We start from the raw sequence: 18,090 nt of genomic DNA on the forward strand, positions 1-18,090 counted from the left end.
CGCCGATTAACCCACACCGGTCCGGCCGCGGCGTCGCGAAAGTGGCTTTCGCGACTTACCGAGTACCTCGCCCCCGGCCAGAGCGAGTGAAGTGGTGAAGGCCTCCTTCACCCACCCTGAAGGTAGGGAAGGAGGCCTTCACGGACTAACGCAGGCGGCGCTTACTTCGCCTTCTTCCGCTTTCCGCCACGGCGGGTCTTCGGCTTGTCCGGGGCGCTCTTGTCGGCCTCGGCGACGGCGAGCAATTCCTCCGCGTGCGCCCGGCCGGTCTCGGTGCTTTCCATTCCGGCGAGCATGCGGGCGAGCTCGACGACCCGCTCCGACTGTTCGAGCACACGCACGCCACTGCGGGTCACCCCGCCGCTCGTGCCCTTGTCCACCACCAGATGTTGATCGGCGAACGCGGCCACCTGCGGCAGGTGCGTGACCACCAGGACCTGGTGACTCCGCGCCAGCCGCGCGAGCCGCCTGCCGATCTCGACCGCCGCCCGGCCGCCGACCCCGGCGTCGACCTCGTCGAACACCAGTGTCTGCACGGTGTCCGCGTGGGCGAGGACGACCTCGATCGCCAGCATCACGCGGGAAAGCTCACCGCCGGAAGCGGCCTTGTGCACCGGAAGCGGCGGCGCGCCGTTGTGCGCCCTCAGCAGCAGCTCGACGTCGTCGACGCCGTCAGGCCCGGCGTGCACGAGCCTGCCGCCGACCTTCACGGCGTGCGCGTCGCTCTCGTCGACGGTGCGCCGCTCGACGGTGATCTCGATCTCGGCCTGCCCCATCGCGAGCCCGGACATCTCGGCGGTGATCGCCTCGGCGAGCTCGGCGGCGGCCTCGACGCGCGCCTCCGACAGCGTGAGGGCGTGTTCGGCCAGCGTGACGGCGAGTTCGTCGCGGCGCTTGGCCAGCTCGGCCAGCGCCTCCTCGGAGGTGTCCATCGTGGACATCCGGCGACGGGCGTCGTCTGCCCAGGCGAGCACACCGTCCACGTCCGCCGCGTATTTGCGCGTGAGCCGCTTCAGATCCGCCTGGCGTGCGAGCACCTTCTCCAGGAGCGCCGGGTCGGCGTCGAGGGTTTCGAGGTAGCTGCCCAGCTCGGCGCCCACTTCGGACAACAGCACCGAGGCCTCGTCCAGCCGCGGGCCCAGCTCGCGCAGCACGGCGTCCTCGGAACCGGTCAGGTGGCGGCTCGCCTCCCCGATCAGCCCGACCGCGCCGGGCGCGTCCGGGTCGCCGTCGGGCGAACCCGAGACGGCGGCCTGCGCGGCGCTCGCCGCGGACCGCAGCTCGTCGACCGCGGCGAGCCGTTTGATCTGCTCGGTGAGCTCGGTGTCCTCACCGGGCTCCGGCGCGACGGCGTCGATCTCGGCGAGCCCGTGGCGCAACAGGTCGGCCTGCTGCGCCATCTCGCGGGAGCGGGTGGAACGCTCGGTCAGCTCGGCGACGACGGCGAGCCACTCGTCCCGGACCGCGCGGTACTGCTCGAGCGGCTCGGTGACGGCCTCACCGGCGAAGCGGTCGATCACCGCGCGCTGCTCGGCGGGCCGCAGCAGGCGCAGCTGATCGTTCTGCCCGTGGACGGCGATCAGCTGCTCCGACAGATCGGCCAGCACCCCGACCGGTACCGAACGGCCGCCGAGGTGGGCTCGGGAACGGCCGTCGACCGAGACCGCGCGCAGCGCGATGACGCTGCCGTCCTCGTCGACCTCCGCCCCGGCGTCGGTGACGATCCGGGTGGCGCCCTCGGCACCGCCCAGCTCGAACCGGCCTTCCACGAAGGCCTTCAGCATTCCCGTCCGCACCTTGGACACTTCGGCTCGGCCGCCGGAGAGCAGGTGCAACCCGCTGACGACCATCGTCTTGCCCGCACCCGTCTCACCGGTGACCACGGTGAAGCCCGCGTGCAGTTCCAGCAGGGCGTCCTCGATGACTCCGAGGCCCTGGATGCGCATCTCGGCCAGCACGACGCCCACCGTAGCGGCCCACCCCGACCATTCCCGCACCCGGCACGTCATGAAAGGGCCGTTCAAGACGGAAATTGTCCTGAACGGCCCTTTCATGACATCCGTCAGCGGGCGTGTCGCTCCCGCCAGCCCTTGATCGGCAACGAGAACTTGTGCACCAGCCGGTCGGTGAACGGGCCTTCCCACAACCGGACCAGACGCACCGGCACCCGGCCGCAGGTGACCCGTACGGCGGCGCCGGCGGGAAGATCGAAGGTCCGCGATCCGTCGCAGGTCAGGACAGCGGGCGAACCGTCCGGATCGATGGCGACGGTGATCTCCGAGTCCCGCGAAACGACCAGCGGCCGGGAGAACATCGCGTGCGCGTTGCTCGGGACCACCAGCAGGGCCTGGACGTCCGGCCAGATGATCGGCCCGCCCGCGGAGAACGCGTACGCCGTCGAGCCGGTCGGAGTGGCGCACAGGACACCGTCGCAGCCGAAGGACGACACGGGCCTTCCGTCGACCTCGATGAGCGCGTCCAGCACCCGCTCCCGCGAGCTCTTCTCGACGCTGGCCTCGTTGAGCGCCCACGTGTTGACGGTTTCTTCACCGTCGACAGTGACGACGACGTCGACGGTCATCCTCTCTTCGACCTGGTAGTCGCCGTCGACGGCGCGCTGGACGGTGTCGGCGAGCTTGTCCGAATCGGCCTCCGCCAGGAAGCCGACGCGGCCGAGGTTCACGCCGAGGACCGGGACACCGTTCGGCCTGGCCAGTTCCGCGGCCCGCAGCAGCGTGCCGTCACCGCCGAGCACGAACACCAGCTCGGTGCCGGCGGCCGGGTCCTGCTCCGGCGCCATGACCGTGCAGGGGGCACCGATGCCGCCGTCGGCTTCCAGCATCTCCCGGACGTCCTCGTCGAGCACCCGGAGCCGCACACCCGCCTTGGCGAACCGGGCCGAAACCTCGCGTGCCGCGTCCCGGGTCGCGTCCCGGTCCGGGTGCACGACGAGCAGCACCTCGCGATCGCTCATTGGGGTCCCTCCAGGACTGCGGTCCGGACGAGCCGCTCGGCGTCGGTGCCGTCGGTCTCCCCCGCCCCGCGGGTCAGCCACACGAAGTATTCGACGTTCCCAGACGGCCCCGGAAGGGGGCTCGCCACGACGCCGCGCAGGCTCAGCTCCAGTTTTTCGGCCTCGGCGAGCACACCGAGCACCGATTCGGCGCGCAGTTCCGGGTCGCGGACGACACCGCCGCTGCCGAGCCGGTCCTTGCCGACCTCGAACTGCGGTTTCACCATCGGCACCAGATCGGCGCCGTCCCGCGCGCAGGCGGCCAGTGCGGGCAGCACGAGCTTGAGCGAGATGAACGAGAGGTCCCCGACCACAAGGTCGACCTGCCCGCCGAGATCTTCCGGGGTCAGGTTGCGGACGTTCGTCTTGTCGAGGACGACCACGCGGTCGTCGGTGCGTAGCCGCCAGTCCAGCAGGCCACGGCCGACGTCGGCGGCGATCACCGTGGCGGCGCCGTTGCGCAGCAGGACGTCGGTGAAGCCACCGGTCGAGGCGCCCGCGTCGAGACAGCGTTTTCCCTCGGTGGAAAGACCTTGCGGGGTGAAGGCTTCGAGAGCGCCGAGCAGTTTGTGCGCGCCGCGCGACGCCCAGCCGGGGTCGTCGCTGTCGCGCACCACGATCGGCGCGCCGGACTCGACCCCGGTCGCGGGTTTGGTGGCCACCATGCCGCGCACGGTGACCTTGCCCTCGGCGATCAGCGCCGACGCCTGCTCCCGGGACCGGGCGAGGCCCCGCCGGACGAGCTCCGCGTCCAGGCGGGCGCGTTTGGGCACGCGGTCAGACCTTGTCGATGGTGGACAGCGCCACCGTCAGCTCGGTGTGCACGGCCTCGAACCGGTCGACGTGCTCCGAGAGCGGAAGCGCGGTGAGATCGTCGAGACCGGCCACGGCTTCGTCGATGCCGGCCCGGGGATCCGTGTCCTGCTGCGCGAACTGGTCCGGCGGCGGTCCCGGCACCGGCGGCGGGCCGGGAACCGTGGGTCGCGGAACGGGGTGGAAGTGGTCTTGCACCCCACCAAGTTAGCAGCGCAGGTCAGCCGAGGCGCAGCTCGCCGAGCGCGGCGCGGGCGGTGTCGCCCACACCACGGACTTCGGTCGTCCCCGTCTCCCAGGCCACCGCGCACAACGCGCGCAACAGGTCGAGGGAGTCACCTTCACCGTCGGCTTCGAGGACGTCACCCTGTGCGGTGACGCGCCAGCCCTCCTTGGGCCCGATCTCGAGAAGGTCCGCCCGGCTGGCCAGTCCGGAAAGGTCCGCCGCGAGGTAGCGCGGACGCTCCTCGGGCCTCGCCGCGATCAAGGACGCCGCGTCGGCGACGCCGGTCAGGACGCAGAGCGCGTCGATCCCGGCCGCGACCGCGCCCTCGATGTCGGTGTCCAGCCGGTCGCCCACGACGAGGGCGCGCTCCGCGCCCGCGTCCCGCGCCGCCGTCGTGAACAGCCCTGGCGCCGGCTTGCCCGCCACCAGCGGTTCGACGCCGGTGGCGTGGCGCAACGCGGCCACCATCGACCCGTTGCCCGGCAGCAGACCGCGTTCGCTGGGCAGGGTCGCGTCGACGTTGGTCGCCACCCAGAGCGCGCCCGCGCGGATGGCGAGACACGCCTCCGCGAGAGCGGCCCAGGTGTTCTGCGGCGAGTGCCCTTGCACCACTGCGGCCACGTCCGGACCGGCTTCCCGGACCGTCTTCAGGCCGACGGACTCGACCTCGGCGGCCAGCGAATCCGTCCCCACGACGAGGACCACCGCGCCCTGACGCAGCCGCTGATCCAGCAGAGCGGCAGCGGCCTGAGAGCTCGTGTGGACCTCTTCGGGGGTGGCGGGCAGGCCGAGTGCCTCCAGGTGCGCGGAGACCTCCGCGGGCGCCTTGGAGGCATTGTTGGTCACCCAACGGACTGCCGTGCCGTGGTCCCGAAGCGCCCGGAGCGCTTCCGGTGCGCCCGGGACCACCTTGCTGCCGTGATAAACCGTGCCGTCGAGGTCGAACAGGACCGCGTCGTATCCGGCTGAAAGGGCGTCAGCCATTCGTGAGCTCCGCGGCGCGCTCGGCGGCGTCGGTCTCGTCCTCCTCGTCGGCCTCTGCCGCGTTCAGGAACCAGCGGATCGCCTCGTCCTTGCGGTCGGCGGCGGCGAGGTTGTCCGCGTAGGCGTAGAACAGCCGGGCGCTCCACGGATCCCGCTTCTCCGCCTTGAGGTCGTCGCCCTGGAGGGAGACGACGGCGGCGTCCAGCTGGCCGAGGTCGCGCCGCGCACCGGCCGCGACGATCGCGAGCTCGATCTGGGTCGCCTTGGTCAGGCGCTCCTTGTCGACCTCCTTCGCGAGGTCGAGCGCCCGCTCCGGGCGGCCGATGGCGCGCTCGGCGTCGGCGATGATGGCGATGTGGTCGTCGGTCCGGGTCATCCGGCGGACCGCCCGCAGCTCGGACAGCGCCTCGGACCAGTTGCCCGCGTGGTAGGCGACCAGGCCGAGCGCCTCACGGACGATCGGGACCCGCGACGCCTTGGCCTTCGCGTACTTGGCGTGCTCCATGGCGGCTTCGGGGTCTTCGTCGACGAGGCCACCGGCCGCGACCAGGTGCTTGCCGACGGTTTCCGCGAGTGCCTTGGGCAGGGTGCGGAGCTCCCGGCGGACCTCCTCGTCGAGATCGGAGAACTCGATGCCCTCGGGCAGCTCCGGGGCCTCGAGCAGTTCACGCGCCAAGGTCTCGTCGTCGACCGGCCTGTCCTCGGTGCGAGGAGAGGAGCGGAAGTCCTTGCGGCCCTCGGAACGGTCACGCTGGGGACGGTCGTCGCGCTTGCGGTCGAACCCACCACGGGAGTCGCCGCGCCTCTCCGGACGGTCACCGCGGTTGTCACGGTCGCCATAGGACTTGCGCTCGTAGCCACCACCGCTGGGACGACGGTCGCCCGAGGACGGTCCGCGCCGGTCGCCGCTGTACCCGCCGGAACGAGAACCGCCACGATCGTCACGGTCGCGATAGGACTTGTCGCCGCCGCGGCTGTCGCGGTCGCCGTAGGACTTGCCCTGGGGGCGCCCCTCGTAACGGTTGCCGGACGAGCGGTCGTCGGAACGGCCGCGGTTGTCCGAGCCGTAGCCGGAACGGGCTGGCCGGCTGTCGGAGCGGTTCTCGTACCGGCCCTCGGAACGGCTGTCCGAACGGTTGTCGGAGCGACGCTCGGGACGGCTGTCCGACGAGCGGTAGCCACCGCGGTTCTCGGACCGGTAGCCGCCACGATTGTCGCGGTTGTCGCCGCCGCGGTACCCGCCGCGATCGCCGCCACGGCTGTCGCGGTTGTCGGACCGGTAGCCGCCCCGATCACCGCCACCCCGGTTGTCCGAGCGGTAACCGCCCCGGCTGTCGCCGCCGCGGTCGTCCGAGCGGTAGCCGCCGCGGTTGTCCCGGCTGTCGCCGCCGCGATATCCACCGCGATCGCCGCCACGGCTGTCGCGGTCGTCCGAGCGGTAGCCGCCGCGGTTGTCCCGGCTGTCGCCGCCGCGATATCCACCGCGATCGCCGCCACGGCTGTCGCGGTTGTCCGAGCGGTAGCCGCTGCGGTCACCGCCCTTGTAGTCGCGGCTGTCGCGCCGGTCGTCGGAGCGGAAGCCGCCACGACGGTCGTTGTCGCGGCCGCCGGACCGGTCGTCGTTGTAGCGGGGGCGGTTCTCGTCACGCCCCTGGCCTGCGAACCGGCCGCCACCGGGGCGCTGGTCACGAGGACCGTCGCCACCGCGCGAGGGCTTGCCGGAGTAGCTGCCGGAACCGCGGGCACCGCGGTCGTCACGGCGCGGGCGACCCTGGTAGCCGCCATCACGGCCGCCCCGGTCCTGCCTTCCGCCGGCGGAACCGCGCCGGTCACCTCGCTGCGCGTCAGACCGGCCTCCGCGGGGACTGTCGTCCCGGCGACCCGACCGGCCGGACGCGCCATCATCTGAGTCACGTCGACCGAACTCGGACACCTGGCCTCCTGCCACTATTGAAAAGTTTCGACATCGGGCCCACCTGTCAGGCGGGCCAACGGACCATTCTAGTCGGTCCATGGACATGAAAAGAGACAGGGCCCTGACCGGGGAGAACCTGTTGGGGTTCTCGACCCTGGTCAGGACCCTGTCCTGAAGTTAGTCCGGCGGTGTCCTACTCTCCCACAACCCTTCGGTTGCAGTACCATCGGCGCTGTCAGGCTTAGCTTCCGGGTTCGGAATGGGACCGGGCGTTTCCCTGACGCTATAACCACCGAAACACTATGAAACACCCACACACGCTCACACGATGTGTGTGGTTGTGTGGTGTTTCAGAGCTGTAGAGTGGATGCGTAACATCTTCGTGGGCAAGTCCTCGGCCTATTAGTACCAGTCAACTCGACAACACATTACTGTGCTTCCATTTCTGGCCTATCAACCCAATGGTCTGTTGGGGGCCTTAACCCACAAGGGGTGGGATACCTCATCTTGGAACAGGCTTCCCGCTTAGATGCCTTCAGCGGTTATCCCTTCCGAACGTGGCCAACCAGCCATGCCACTGGCGTGACAACTGGCATACCAGAGGTTCGTCCGTCCCGGTCCTCTCGTACTAGGGACAGCCTTCCTCAAGTATCCTACGCGCGCGGCGGATAGGGACCGAACTGTCTCACGACGTTCTAAACCCAGCTCGCGTGCCGCTTTAATGGGCGAACAGCCCAACCCTTGGGACCTACTCCGGCCCCAGGATGCGACGAGCCGACATCGAGGTGCCAAACCATGCCGTCGATATGGACTCTTGGGCAAGATCAGCCTGTTATCCCCGGGGTACCTTTTATCCGTTGAGCGACACCCCTTCCACCAGGTGGTGCCGGATCACTAGTCCCGACTTTCGTCCCTGCTCGACATGTCTGTCTCACAGTCAAGCTCCCTTGTGCACTTGCACTCAACACCTGATTGCCAACCAGGCTGAGGGAACCTTTGGGCGCCTCCGTTACTCTTTAGGAGGCAACCGCCCCAGTTAAACTACCCATCAGGCACTGTCCCTGAACCAGATCATGGTCCGAGGTTCAGATTCCCAATCCGACCAGAGTGGTATTTCAACAACGACTCCACCAACACTAGCGTGCCAGCTTCACAGTCTCCCACCTATCCTACACAAGCCGAACCGAAAACCAATACCAAACTATAGTAAAGGTCCCGGGGTCTTTCCGTCCTGCCGCGCGTAACGAGCATCTTTACTCGTAGTGCAATTTCGCCGGGCCTGTGGTTGAGACAGCCGGAAAGTCGTTACGCCATTCGTGCAGGTCGGAACTTACCCGACAAGGAATTTCGCTACCTTAGGATGGTTATAGTTACCACCGCCGTTTACTGGCGCTTAAATTCTCAGCTTCACCCCGAAGGGTTAACCGGTCCTCTTAACGTTCCAGCACCGGGCAGGCGTCAGTCCATATACATCGTCTTGCGACTTCGCATGGACCTGTGTTTTTAGTAAACAGTCGCTTTCCGCTGGTCTCTGCGGCCACTGCGCCCTAGCCTGCAAGAGGCTTCAGGCACCTTGGCCCCCCTTCTCCCGAAGTTACGGGGGCATTTTGCCGAGTTCCTTAACCACAGTTCACCCGATCGCCTTAGTATTCTCTACCTGACCACCTGTGTTGGTTTGGGGTACGGGCCGTGCACGCACTCGCTAGAGGCTTTTCTCGGCAGCATAGGATCACTCTACTTCACCTCAATCGGCTACGCATCACGTCTCAACCTATATGGAGTGCGGATTTGCCTACACTCCGGTCTACACGCTTACACCAGTACTACCACTCACTGGCGGAGCTACCTTCCTGCGTCACCCCATCACTCGACTACTACGGAATCAGATCCCACGCTCCACAACCACCCTCCACCCCGAAGGGTCTCAGATGGCGCTTTGGGTGGTTAGTATCAACCGCCTCATCCTGGGCGCACGTGCTCGGGTACGGGAATATCAACCCGTTATCCATCGACTACGCCTGTCGGCCTCGCCTTAGGTCCCGACTTACCCTGGGCGGATTAGCCTGGCCCAGGAACCCTTGGTCATCCGGCGGCAGAGTTTCTCACTCTGCATTCGCTACTCATGCCTGCATTCTCACTCCCACACCCTCCACGACTGGCTTCCGCCGCCGCTTCCCTGGATGCAGGACGCTCCCCTACCCATCCACACGACTAGACGTCCCTGCAAGAGAGACGCCGATCTATATGTGTGAATGACACAGCTTCGGCGGTGTGCTTAAGCCCCGCTACATTGTCGGCGCAGGACCACTTGACCAGTGAGCTATTACGCACTCTTTCAAGGGTGGCTGCTTCTAAGCCAACCTCCTGGTTGTCTGGGCAATCCCACATCCTTTCCCACTGAGCACACACTTAGGGGCCTTAGCTGGTGTTCTGGGCTGTTTCCCTCTCGACGACGAAGCTTATCCCCCGCCGTCTCACTGCCACACTCTCACACCACGGTATTCGGAGTTTGGTTGATTTCGGTAACCCGGTAAGGCCCCTAGACCATCCAGTAGCTCTACCCCCGTGGAGAAACATGTGACGCTGCACCTAAATGCATTTCGGGGAGAACCAGCTATCACGGAGTTTGATTGGCCTTTCACCCCTACCCACAGCTCATCCCCTCAGTTTTCAACCTAAGTGGGTTCGGCCCTCCACGTCGTCTTACCGACGCTTCAGCCTGGCCATGGGTAGATCACTCCGCTTCGGGTCTAGACCACGCGACTCAATCGCCCTATTCAGACTCGCTTTCGCTACGGCTACCCCACACGGGTTAACCTCGCCACGCAGCACTAACTCGCAGGCTCATTCTTCAAAAGGCACGCCATCACCTCAACATCACAAGGATGTGCTCGGGCTCTGACGGCTTGTAGGCACACGGTTTCAGGTACTCTTTCACTCCCCTCCCGGGGTACTTTTCATCTTTCCCTCACGGTACTAGTCCGCTATCGGTCTTCAGGAAGTATTTAGGCTTACCGGGTGGTCCCGGCAGATTCACAGCAAATTCCACGAGCTCGCTGCTACTCGGGAACACCAAACAAACAATCCACAACGTGTTTTCGCGTACGGGACTCTCACCCACTCCGGTCGCCCATCCCAAGGCGTTCCACTAACACGCGTAATCGTTCCGAGGACTGTCAGATCCTCGACGCTGGGTCCCACAACACCACACACACAACGCCTGACAGCTTGACATGTGCAAGGTTTAGCCTCTTCCGCTTTCGCTCGCCACTACTCACGGAATCACGGTTGTTTTCTCTTCCTACGGGTACTGAGATGTTTCACTTCCCCGCGTTCCCTCCACACACCCTATATATTCAGATGCGGGTAACACCACATAACTGGTGCTGGGTTTCCCCATTCGGAAATCCTCGGATCACAGCTCGGTTGACAGCTCCCCGAGGCATATCGCAGCCTCCCACGTCCTTCATCGGCTCCTGAAGCCAAGACATCCACCATGTGCCCTTAACAACTTGACCACAAAGATGCTCGCATCCACTCTACAGTTCTCAAACACCACACCAGAAACAAACAGCTCCCGGGGCGTAAGCCCCTCGGCGTGTTGCCTCAGGACCCAACAGCGTGCTCGTGAACAATCCTTCCGACCTCCCAGGAGCACCCGTTCCACGCACCAAAAGTGCAGTACTAGAGCGTCCCGGCAAAAGCCGGCCGAACCCTAACCAGTAGTTCCACAATTCCTTGAGCAACCAGCGCCACCACACATTCGGTGGTGAAACCCTGGCCACTCCACAGTGCTGGTCTCGGGTATCCCGAGGACTGTGGATGTGTTGCTCCTTAGAAAGGAGGTGATCCAGCCGCACCTTCCGGTACGGCTACCTTGTTACGACTTCGTCCCAATCGCCAGTCCCACCTTCGACCACTCCCCCCCTTGCGGGTTGGGCCATGGGCTTCGGGTGTTACCGACTTTCATGACGTGACGGGCGGTGTGTACAAGGCCCGGGAACGTATTCACCGCAGCGTTGCTGATCTGCGATTACTAGCGACTCCGACTTCACGCAGTCGAGTTGCAGACTGCGATCCGAACTGAGACCGGCTTTAAGGGATTCGCTCCACCTCGCGGTATCGCAGCCCTCTGTACCAGCCATTGTAGCATGTGTGAAGCCCTGGACATAAGGGGCATGATGACTTGACGTCATCCCCACCTTCCTCCGAGTTGACCCCGGCAGTCTCCCACGAGTCCCCGCCATGACGCGCTGGCAACGTAGGATAAGGGTTGCGCTCGTTGCGGGACTTAACCCAACATCTCACGACACGAGCTGACGACAGCCATGCACCACCTGTACACCAACCACAAGGGAAGCCCTATCTCTAGGGATGTCTGGCGCATGTCAAGCCCAGGTAAGGTTCTTCGCGTTGCATCGAATTAATCCACATGCTCCGCCGCTTGTGCGGGCCCCCGTCAATTCCTTTGAGTTTTAGCCTTGCGGCCGTACTCCCCAGGCGGGGCGCTTAATGCGTTAGCTACGGCACGGACAACGTGGATGTCGCCCACACCTAGCGCCCAACGTTTACAGCGTGGACTACCAGGGTATCTAATCCTGTTCGCTCCCCACGCTTTCGCTCCTCAGCGTCAGTATCGGCCCAGAGACCCGCCTTCGCCACCGGTGTTCCTCCTGATATCTGCGCATTTCACCGCTACACCAGGAATTCCAGTCTCCCCTACCGAACTCAAGTCTGCCCGTATCGCCCGCACGCTCCACGTTAAGCGTGGAGTTTTCACGAACGACGCGACAAACCGCCTACGAGCTCTTTACGCCCAATAATTCCGGACAACGCTCGCACCCTACGTATTACCGCGGCTGCTGGCACGTAGTTAGCCGGTGCTTCTTATCCAGGTACCGTCACTTACGCTTCGTCCCTGGCGAAAGAGGTTTACAACCCGAAGGCCGTCATCCCTCACGCGGCGTCGCTGCATCAGGCTTGCGCCCATTGTGCAATATTCCCCACTGCTGCCTCCCGTAGGAGTCTGGGCCGTGTCTCAGTCCCAGTGTGGCCGGTCACCCTCTCAGGCCGGCTACCCGTCGTCGCCTTGGTAGGCCATTACCCCACCAACAAGCTGATAGGCCGCGGGCTCATCCCGTACCGCCGGAGCTTTCCACCCTCAACCATGCGGCCAAGAGTCATATCCGGTATTAGACCCAGTTTCCCAGGCTTATCCCAAAGTACAGGGCAGATTGCCCACGTGTTACTCACCCGTTCGCCACTAATCCACCCCGAAAGGCTTCATCGTTCGACTTGCATGTGTTAAGCACGCCGCCAGCGTTCGTCCTGAGCCAGGATCAAACTCTCCAACAATGTCAAATTTGATCGAGGCAAATAAATGCTCTCAAAGGAACCTCAAACGAGTTTCAAATATAAGCTCTACTGGCTTAGTTCACTAGCACACTGTTGAGTTCTCAAGCAACACACCCCGAATCGCACCACCATCACAGCGGCCTTATCCGAAGCAGTCATTCCTAGCAGTTTTTGGTGGGACACCCACTCAATCGCACTGAGTCTTTCAACTCCGAGGCGAGAGCTTGGTTCGTGTCCCGGTCGGCCGCTCGGTTTCCCTGGCGACTTGGAGAACTTTACACGCCCCGGAAGGGCCCGAAACAGGGGGGTACCTTAACCGCGTTTCCGCAGGTCAGGGCCCCTGTTTCGGGCCTGGGCCGCGATCAGCCCCCGACGCGCACGCCGGCGACGTTGCGCTTGCCCTTGCGGACCACGAGCCAGCGGCCGTGCAGAGCGTCGTCCGAGGACGGCTTCCACTCCTCGTCGGCGATCTTCGTGTTGTTGACGTACGCGCCGCCTTCCTTGACGGTGCGACGCGCGGCGCCCTTGCTGTCGACGAGCCCGGCCGCGATCAGCAGATCGACGATCGTCGACTCGCCGTTCGGGTCGACCTTGCCGTTCGGCACCTCGGCCATGGCGGCGTCGAGGGTCGCCGAGTCGAGCTCACGCAGCTCTCCCCTGCCGAACAGCGCCTGGCTAGCGGCGATGACCTGGCGGGTCGCCTCTTCACCGTGCACCAGGGTGGTGAAGTCCTCGGCCAGCTTCCGCTGCGCGGACCGCAGGTGAGGACGCTGCTCGGTGTCCTCGGCCAGCGCCGCGATCTCCTCCTGCCCGAGGAAGGAGAACATCCTCAGGTAGCGGATGACGTCGGAGTCGGCGACGTTCACGAAGTACTGGAACCACGCGTACGGGGACGTCATCTCCGGGTCGAGCCAGACGCTGCCGCCACCGGTGGACTTCCCGAACTTGCGTCCTTCGGTGTCGGTGACCAGCGGCGCGGTCAACGCGTGCGTGTGGCCACCGTCGGTCCGGCGGATCAGGTCGACGCCGCCGACGAGGTTGCCCCACTGGTCCGAGCCGCCGATCTGCAGCTTGCAGCCGTACTCGCGGTGCAGGTGCAGGTAGTCCTGCGACTGCAGCAGCAGGTAGCTGAACTCGGTGTACGACATGCCGTCGGCCTCGAGGCGCCGCTTCACCGTCTCCCGGTTCAGCATCATGTTGACCGGGAAGTGCTTGCCGACGTCGCGCAGGAACTCGACCACAGTCTGCTTGCCGGTCCAGTTCAAGTTGTTCTCGATGACCGCGCCGGTCGGCGAATCGTCGAAGTCGACGAAGCGCTCCAGCTGCCCGCGGATCCGGTCCGCCCATTCGGCGACGGTGTCCAGCGTGTTGAGGGTGCGCTCGCCGGTGTCGCGTGGGTCGCCGATCATTCCGGTCGCGACACCCGCCAGCACGATCGGCCGGTGACCGGCGCGCTGGAAGCGCGAGAGCATCAGCAGCGGCACGAGGTTGCCGGCGTGCAGGCTGGGCGCGGTCGGGTCGAATCCGCAATAGAGCGTGAGGGGTCCTTGGTCGAGGTCTCGCCGCAGTGCTTCGAGGTCGGTGGATTGCGCGATCAGGCCGCGCCAGGTCAGCTCGTCAAGGATGTGCTCGCTCACGCCTGTAGATCCTCCCGCACCAGGTCAACCGACTATCGGCCGGGGGCGGCCGCCCGCCGCTTGCCACCGCGGCGATAGGTGGAGACCGCGGGTGATCCGTCGATCCAGAAGCGCCACGGCGTGTCCATCGCCATCGCGACCCCGACGCGAGGCCCGGTGCGGATGTCGGCTTCGGGAACCCGTTCGCCGGTGAACAGCCGGACGGGTGACGCCGGATCGGTCAGGTCGACGCCGTTTTCGGCCCGGTCGATGCCGAGTACCGAGGTGAGGATGGCCGGGCCTTTGGCGAGCTCGCCGTTGCCACGCGCGGACGGCCTGCGCGCCCTGGCGATGTCCGCACCGGACACCACCTCCCCGGCACGCAGCAGCACGGCGCCCGGCTGCCCGTCTTCCGTGCCGACGACGTTCGCGCAGAAGTGCATGCCGTAGACGAAGTACACGTACAGGTGCCCCGCAGGCCCCCACATGACCGCGTTGCGCGGCGTCTTGCCGCGATAGCAGTGCGACGCCGGGTCGTCGAGCCCTCGATAGGCCTCGACCTCCACCAGGCGGACGGCGACGGCGCCGTCGGGGCCGTCCGCTTCGATCACGGCGCCGAGAAGGAGTGTGGACAGCTCCACCGGATCCAGCGCCAGCTCGCGCCGGGTGAACTGCCTGCCGGTCTCCACGTTCCGCACTCCCCTTCACCTCGCGTTCTCCCTGGCCGACCTTAACGGGCCGGGTATTGAGCGATCGCTCAAACATGCTCTACAGTGCTTTTGAGCGGTCGCTCAAACGCGAGGGGGTTCCATGAGTCGAAGAGCGCTTTACGTCGAAACGGTGATCCGCACCGACCTCGACACGCTGTGGCGGTACACGCAGGATCCGCGGCTGCACGAACGGTGGGATCTCCGCTTCTCCCAGATCGAGCCGGTCATGGGTTCGCCGGGACGATTCCGGTACACGACGGAGTTCCTGGGGCTCGTAGTGAGCGGGACCGGAACACACGCCGGGGAGAGCGCCCGGCCTGACGGCGGCCGGACGTCCGCACTGCGGTTCGCCTCCGCGGATCCGCTGTCGCTCATCAAGTCCGGCTCGGGGTACTGGCGCTACACCCCGGTCGACGACGGTGTCCGGTTCGTCACCGGTTTCGACTACACCACTCGATGGGGTGTCTTCGGCAGGTTCGCCGATCTGGTGTTCCGGCCGCTCTTCGGCTGGATGACGGCCTGGTCGTTCGACAGGCTCCGCTTGTGGCTCGAAGCCGGCACACCACCGGAGGAACTCCCGTTGCTCTCGCCCTCGGCGGGACGCTGCCGCCGGAGCCCGCGGCCGGGCAAGGACGGCGTCGCGCCCCGCGTTCTCGACAACCTGGAGCAGGCATGATCTTCCGAAAAGCGCTGGGCGCCGGCTTCGCGTCCCTGCACCCGCGGATGCGCGAACGACTGTCGCTGAGCACGGAGAACGGCGTCGGGATGATCGGCGTCGGCGTGATGGACGAGATCTGGCGCGGCGCCGCGTTCGCGACGCCGTTCCTGCGGCTCGGGGCGTCGAGGCACATCCTGTTCCCGGAACGCGGCCGCAACGTCCCCTTCACCATCGAGAACTATCCGTACGTCGACTCGCTCGGCAGGGAGACGGTTTCGTTCGTCCGTACCTTCGAACTGCCGGAACGCCGACGCCGCTTCGACGCGCAGATGATCTACAGCGCCGATCGCGGGAAGATCGTCGACTACCTGGGGACGCATCAGCACCTCGCCGTCGATCTCGACCTGACGGTGCGGCCGGACGGCGGCTTCCACATCCGGTCGGAGGAGTTCCGGATCCACGAAGGCCCACTTCGGTGTGTGGTGCCGCGATCCCTCGTCGGTGCGGCCGAGGTCGACGAGTGGTTCGACGAGGAGAGCGGGCTCTTCCGCATCGAGGTCCAGGTGACGAACCGGCGGTTCGGGCCGCTGTTCGGTTACCGGGGCGCCTTCGAGGCACGGTTCGTCGACCTGCGGCCGGGGGTGAGCGGCGCGGTGAAGCCCCTGCGTGAGAAGGTCCTGGATTGATGAACGCGCCCAGCACGAAACAGCGGTTGATCGACGGAGCGCTGGAGACGATCCGCACCAGCGGGATCACCGCCGTTTCGGCGCGGACCGTCGCCGCGGCGGCGGGCACCAATCAGGCGCTGATCTTCTACCACTTCGGCAGTGTCGAGGAGCTGATCGCGCAGGCCTGCGTGACGGCGACCGAAAGCCGCGTCGCCCACTTCCGTGACCGGTTCGCCGACGTGACCACGCTGGGCGAGCTTCTGGACCTCGGCCGGGTCATCCATGCGGAGGAACGCGCTGAAGGGAACATGACGGTCCTCGCCCAGGCGCTCGCCGGCGCGCAGGGCGGCGGACGGCTGGCCGAGGCGACGCGGCAGGCGCTGGACAACTGGGTGCGTGAAGTCCGGCTCACCCTCGACCGTGTGCTGGCCGATTCGCCGGTGCTGGAGTTCGCGGAGACCGAGGGGCTCGCCCACGCGGTCTCCGCCGGTTTCCTCGGCCTGACGTTGTTCGAATCGGTGAATCCCGAGGGCAGCGAACAGGCATTGGCTGCGTTGGAGCAGCTTGCCGTCCTGGTCGACGTCTTCGAAGGGCTCGGCCCGGTCGCCACCCGCGCGGTGCGTGCGAAGCTCCGGAAGACCGCGAAGCGATCCTGAAGCGCGTGAAGGCCCCCTTCCCTCGGCTGAGCCGAGGGAAGGGGGCCTTCACGCGAGAGGTCAGCTCAGCCAGGCGCGGTGTTCGGCGACCCGCGCGACCAGCCGGTCCCGCTGCTCGGCGACCCGCTCCGGCGCGGTACCGCCGCGGGCGTTGCGCGAACTCACCGAACCCTCGACGGTCAGCACCTCGCGCACGGCAGGCGTCAGAGCGGGGTTGATCTTCTCGAACTCTTCGTCGGTCAGCTCGTCCAGCCCGACCCCGCGGGCTTCGGCGACGCGGACGCTCTCCCCCGCCGCTTCGTGCGCGACACGGAACGGAACACCCTGGCGCACCAGCCATTCGGCGATGTCCGTGGCGAGGGTGAACCCGGCGGGCGCCAGTTCGGCGAGCCGGTCGGTGTGGAAGGTCAGCGTCTCGAGCATGCCCGCGATCGCCGGGAACAGCAGTTCCAGCTGCTCGACGGAGTCGAAGACCGGCTCCTTGTCCTCCTGCAGGTCACGGTTGTACGCGAGCGGCTGTGCCTTGAGCGTCGCGAGGAGCCCGGTCAGGTTGCCGATGAGCCGCCCGGCCTTGCCGCGGGTCAGCTCGGCGACGTCGGGGTTCTTCTTCTGCGGCATGATCGAACTGCCGGTCGCCCAGGCGTCGTCGAGGGTGACATAGCCGAATTCGGCGGTGTTCCAGATGATCACCTCTTCGGCGATCCTGGACAGGTTGACCGCGAGCATCGCGACGTCGAAGGCGAACTCGGCGACGAAGTCCCGCGAGGCGGTGCCGTCGATGGAGTTCTCGACGCTGGTGTCGAAGCCCAGTTCCGCGGCGACGGCCTCCGGGTCGAGGCCGAGCGAGGAACCCGCGAGCGCGCCGGAGCCATAGGGTGATTCGGCGGTGCGAGCGTCCCAGTCACGCAGGCGGGTGACGTCACGCAGCAGCGACTGGCCGTGCGCGAGCAGGTGGTGCTCCAGCAGGACCGGCTGGGCGTGCTGCAGGTGGGTGCGGCCGGGGAGGATCGCGTCCGGGTGCCGCTTCGCCTGCGAAACGAGCGCGTCGACGACGCCGAGGGTGCCCGCGACCACCCGGCGGGCGGCGTCCCGCAGCCACATCCGGAACAGCGTCGCGACCTGGTCGTTGCGCGAACGGCCAGCCCGCAGCTTGCCGCCGAGTTCGGTGCCCGCCCGCTCCAGCAGACCGCGTTCGAGCGCGGTGTGGACGTCCTCGTCGGCGACGGTCGGGGTGAACGCGCCCGACTCGACGTCCTGCGCGAGGGTGTCCAGCGCGGCGAGCATTCCGGTCAGCTCGTCTTCGGTGAGCAGCCCCGCCTTGCGCAGCACGCGCGCGTGGGCCCGCGACCCGGCGATGTCGTACGGCGCCAGCCGCCAGTCGAAATGGGTCGACGCGCTCAGCGCCGCCATCGCCTCCGCCGGCCCGCTGGCGAACCGGCCACCCCACAGCTGCACCGGCTGCTCATTCCCGCTCAC

The 18,090-nt window shown here is 66.3% G+C and carries 12 protein-coding genes and 3 rRNA genes; 3 read left to right on the forward strand and 12 right to left on the reverse strand.

Translation table 11 applies throughout. The features are described 5' to 3' along the window. Positions 1–161: 161 nt before the first annotated feature. The 11 genes from recN to ACOCEP_RS36750 form a co-directional block, all read right to left on the reverse strand. The gene (recN, locus tag ACOCEP_RS36700) at positions 162–2,009 is read right to left on the reverse strand and encodes a DNA repair protein RecN (protein ID WP_482339887.1); all 1,848 of its coding nucleotides are present in this window, start codon (positions 2,007–2,009) and stop codon (positions 162–164) included. 53 nt (positions 2,010–2,062) lie between these two features. Then, positions 2,063–2,974, reverse strand: a complete 912-nt coding sequence (locus tag ACOCEP_RS36705) for an NAD kinase (RefSeq protein WP_072026471.1) — start codon at positions 2,972–2,974, stop codon at positions 2,063–2,065. Then, on the reverse strand, positions 2,971–3,786 hold the full coding sequence (locus ACOCEP_RS36710; protein ID WP_482334256.1) for a TlyA family RNA methyltransferase: 816 nt from the start codon (positions 3,784–3,786) through the stop codon (positions 2,971–2,973). The genes ACOCEP_RS36705 and ACOCEP_RS36710 overlap by 4 nt, the downstream gene beginning before the upstream one ends. Positions 3,787–3,790: 4 nt before the next feature. Then, positions 3,791–3,970, reverse strand: a complete 180-nt coding sequence (locus ACOCEP_RS36715; protein WP_016335375.1) for a hypothetical protein — start codon at positions 3,968–3,970, stop codon at positions 3,791–3,793. A 76-nt stretch (positions 3,971–4,046) separates the two neighbouring features. Further along, entirely contained in the window at positions 4,047–5,036 is a 990-nt protein-coding gene (locus ACOCEP_RS36720; protein ID WP_482334258.1) for an HAD-IIA family hydrolase, read from the reverse strand. Then, positions 5,029–6,969, reverse strand: coding sequence for a tetratricopeptide repeat protein (locus ACOCEP_RS36725; protein WP_482334259.1), 1,941 nt, complete (start codon positions 6,967–6,969; stop codon positions 5,029–5,031). The genes ACOCEP_RS36720 and ACOCEP_RS36725 overlap by 8 nt, the downstream gene beginning before the upstream one ends. 162 nt (positions 6,970–7,131) lie before the next feature. Continuing rightward, a 5S ribosomal RNA gene (gene rrf, locus ACOCEP_RS36730) occupies positions 7,132–7,248 on the reverse strand. Between the two features lie 85 nt (positions 7,249–7,333). Beyond that, positions 7,334–10,469 (reverse strand): 23S ribosomal RNA (locus tag ACOCEP_RS36735). 320 nt (positions 10,470–10,789) lie between these two features. Further along, a 16S ribosomal RNA gene (locus ACOCEP_RS36740) occupies positions 10,790–12,306 on the reverse strand. The 16S, 23S and 5S rRNA genes sit together here, the layout of an rRNA operon. Before the next feature lie 362 nt (positions 12,307–12,668). Next, positions 12,669–13,943 (reverse strand): tyrosine--tRNA ligase, encoded by a 1,275-nt coding sequence (tyrS, locus tag ACOCEP_RS36745; RefSeq protein WP_482334261.1) that lies wholly within the window; start codon positions 13,941–13,943, stop codon positions 12,669–12,671. Between the two features lie 32 nt (positions 13,944–13,975). After that, entirely contained in the window at positions 13,976–14,611 is a 636-nt protein-coding gene (locus ACOCEP_RS36750; RefSeq protein ID WP_482339888.1) for a DNA-3-methyladenine glycosylase, read from the reverse strand. Positions 14,612–14,732: 121 nt separating this feature from the next. Between ACOCEP_RS36750 and ACOCEP_RS36755 the strand changes: the two genes are divergently transcribed. From ACOCEP_RS36755 to ACOCEP_RS36765, 3 genes are read left to right on the forward strand one after another with little or no spacing between them, the layout of a single operon-like run. Next, entirely contained in the window at positions 14,733–15,308 is a 576-nt protein-coding gene (locus ACOCEP_RS36755; RefSeq protein WP_482334263.1) for an SRPBCC family protein, read from the forward strand. After that, a complete protein-coding gene (locus ACOCEP_RS36760) occupies positions 15,305–15,976 on the forward strand; it encodes a DUF4166 domain-containing protein (protein WP_482334264.1) in 672 nt (223 codons plus the stop codon). Before ACOCEP_RS36755 ends, ACOCEP_RS36760 begins: the two co-directional genes overlap by 4 nt. Next, positions 15,976–16,614: a TetR/AcrR family transcriptional regulator gene (locus ACOCEP_RS36765; RefSeq protein ID WP_482334267.1), complete on the forward strand. Its 639-nt coding sequence runs from the start codon at positions 15,976–15,978 to the stop codon at positions 16,612–16,614. Before ACOCEP_RS36760 ends, ACOCEP_RS36765 begins: the two co-directional genes overlap by 1 nt. 60 nt (positions 16,615–16,674) lie before the next feature. On the opposite strand, the gene argH is transcribed toward ACOCEP_RS36765, so the two are convergent. After that, a complete protein-coding gene (gene argH / locus ACOCEP_RS36770) occupies positions 16,675–18,090 on the reverse strand; it encodes an argininosuccinate lyase (protein ID WP_482334269.1) in 1,416 nt (471 codons plus the stop codon).

The organism is Amycolatopsis sp. CA-211722, assembly GCF_056828465.1.

Coding starts and splice junctions, on each gene's coding strand:
- ACOCEP_RS36765 (WP_482334267.1), top strand. CDS start 15,976: ATGAACGCGCCCAGCACGAAACAGCGGTTGATCGACGGAGCGCTGGAG.
- ACOCEP_RS36755 (WP_482334263.1), top strand. CDS start 14,733: ATGAGTCGAAGAGCGCTTTACGTCGAAACGGTGATCCGCACCGACCTC.
- ACOCEP_RS36705 (WP_072026471.1), bottom strand. CDS start 2,974: ATGAGCGATCGCGAGGTGCTGCTCGTCGTGCACCCGGACCGGGACGCG.
- ACOCEP_RS36760 (WP_482334264.1), top strand. CDS start 15,305: ATGATCTTCCGAAAAGCGCTGGGCGCCGGCTTCGCGTCCCTGCACCCG.
- ACOCEP_RS36720 (WP_482334258.1), bottom strand. CDS start 5,036: ATGGCTGACGCCCTTTCAGCCGGATACGACGCGGTCCTGTTCGACCTC.
- recN (WP_482339887.1), bottom strand. CDS start 2,009: ATGACGTGCCGGGTGCGGGAATGGTCGGGGTGGGCCGCTACGGTGGGC.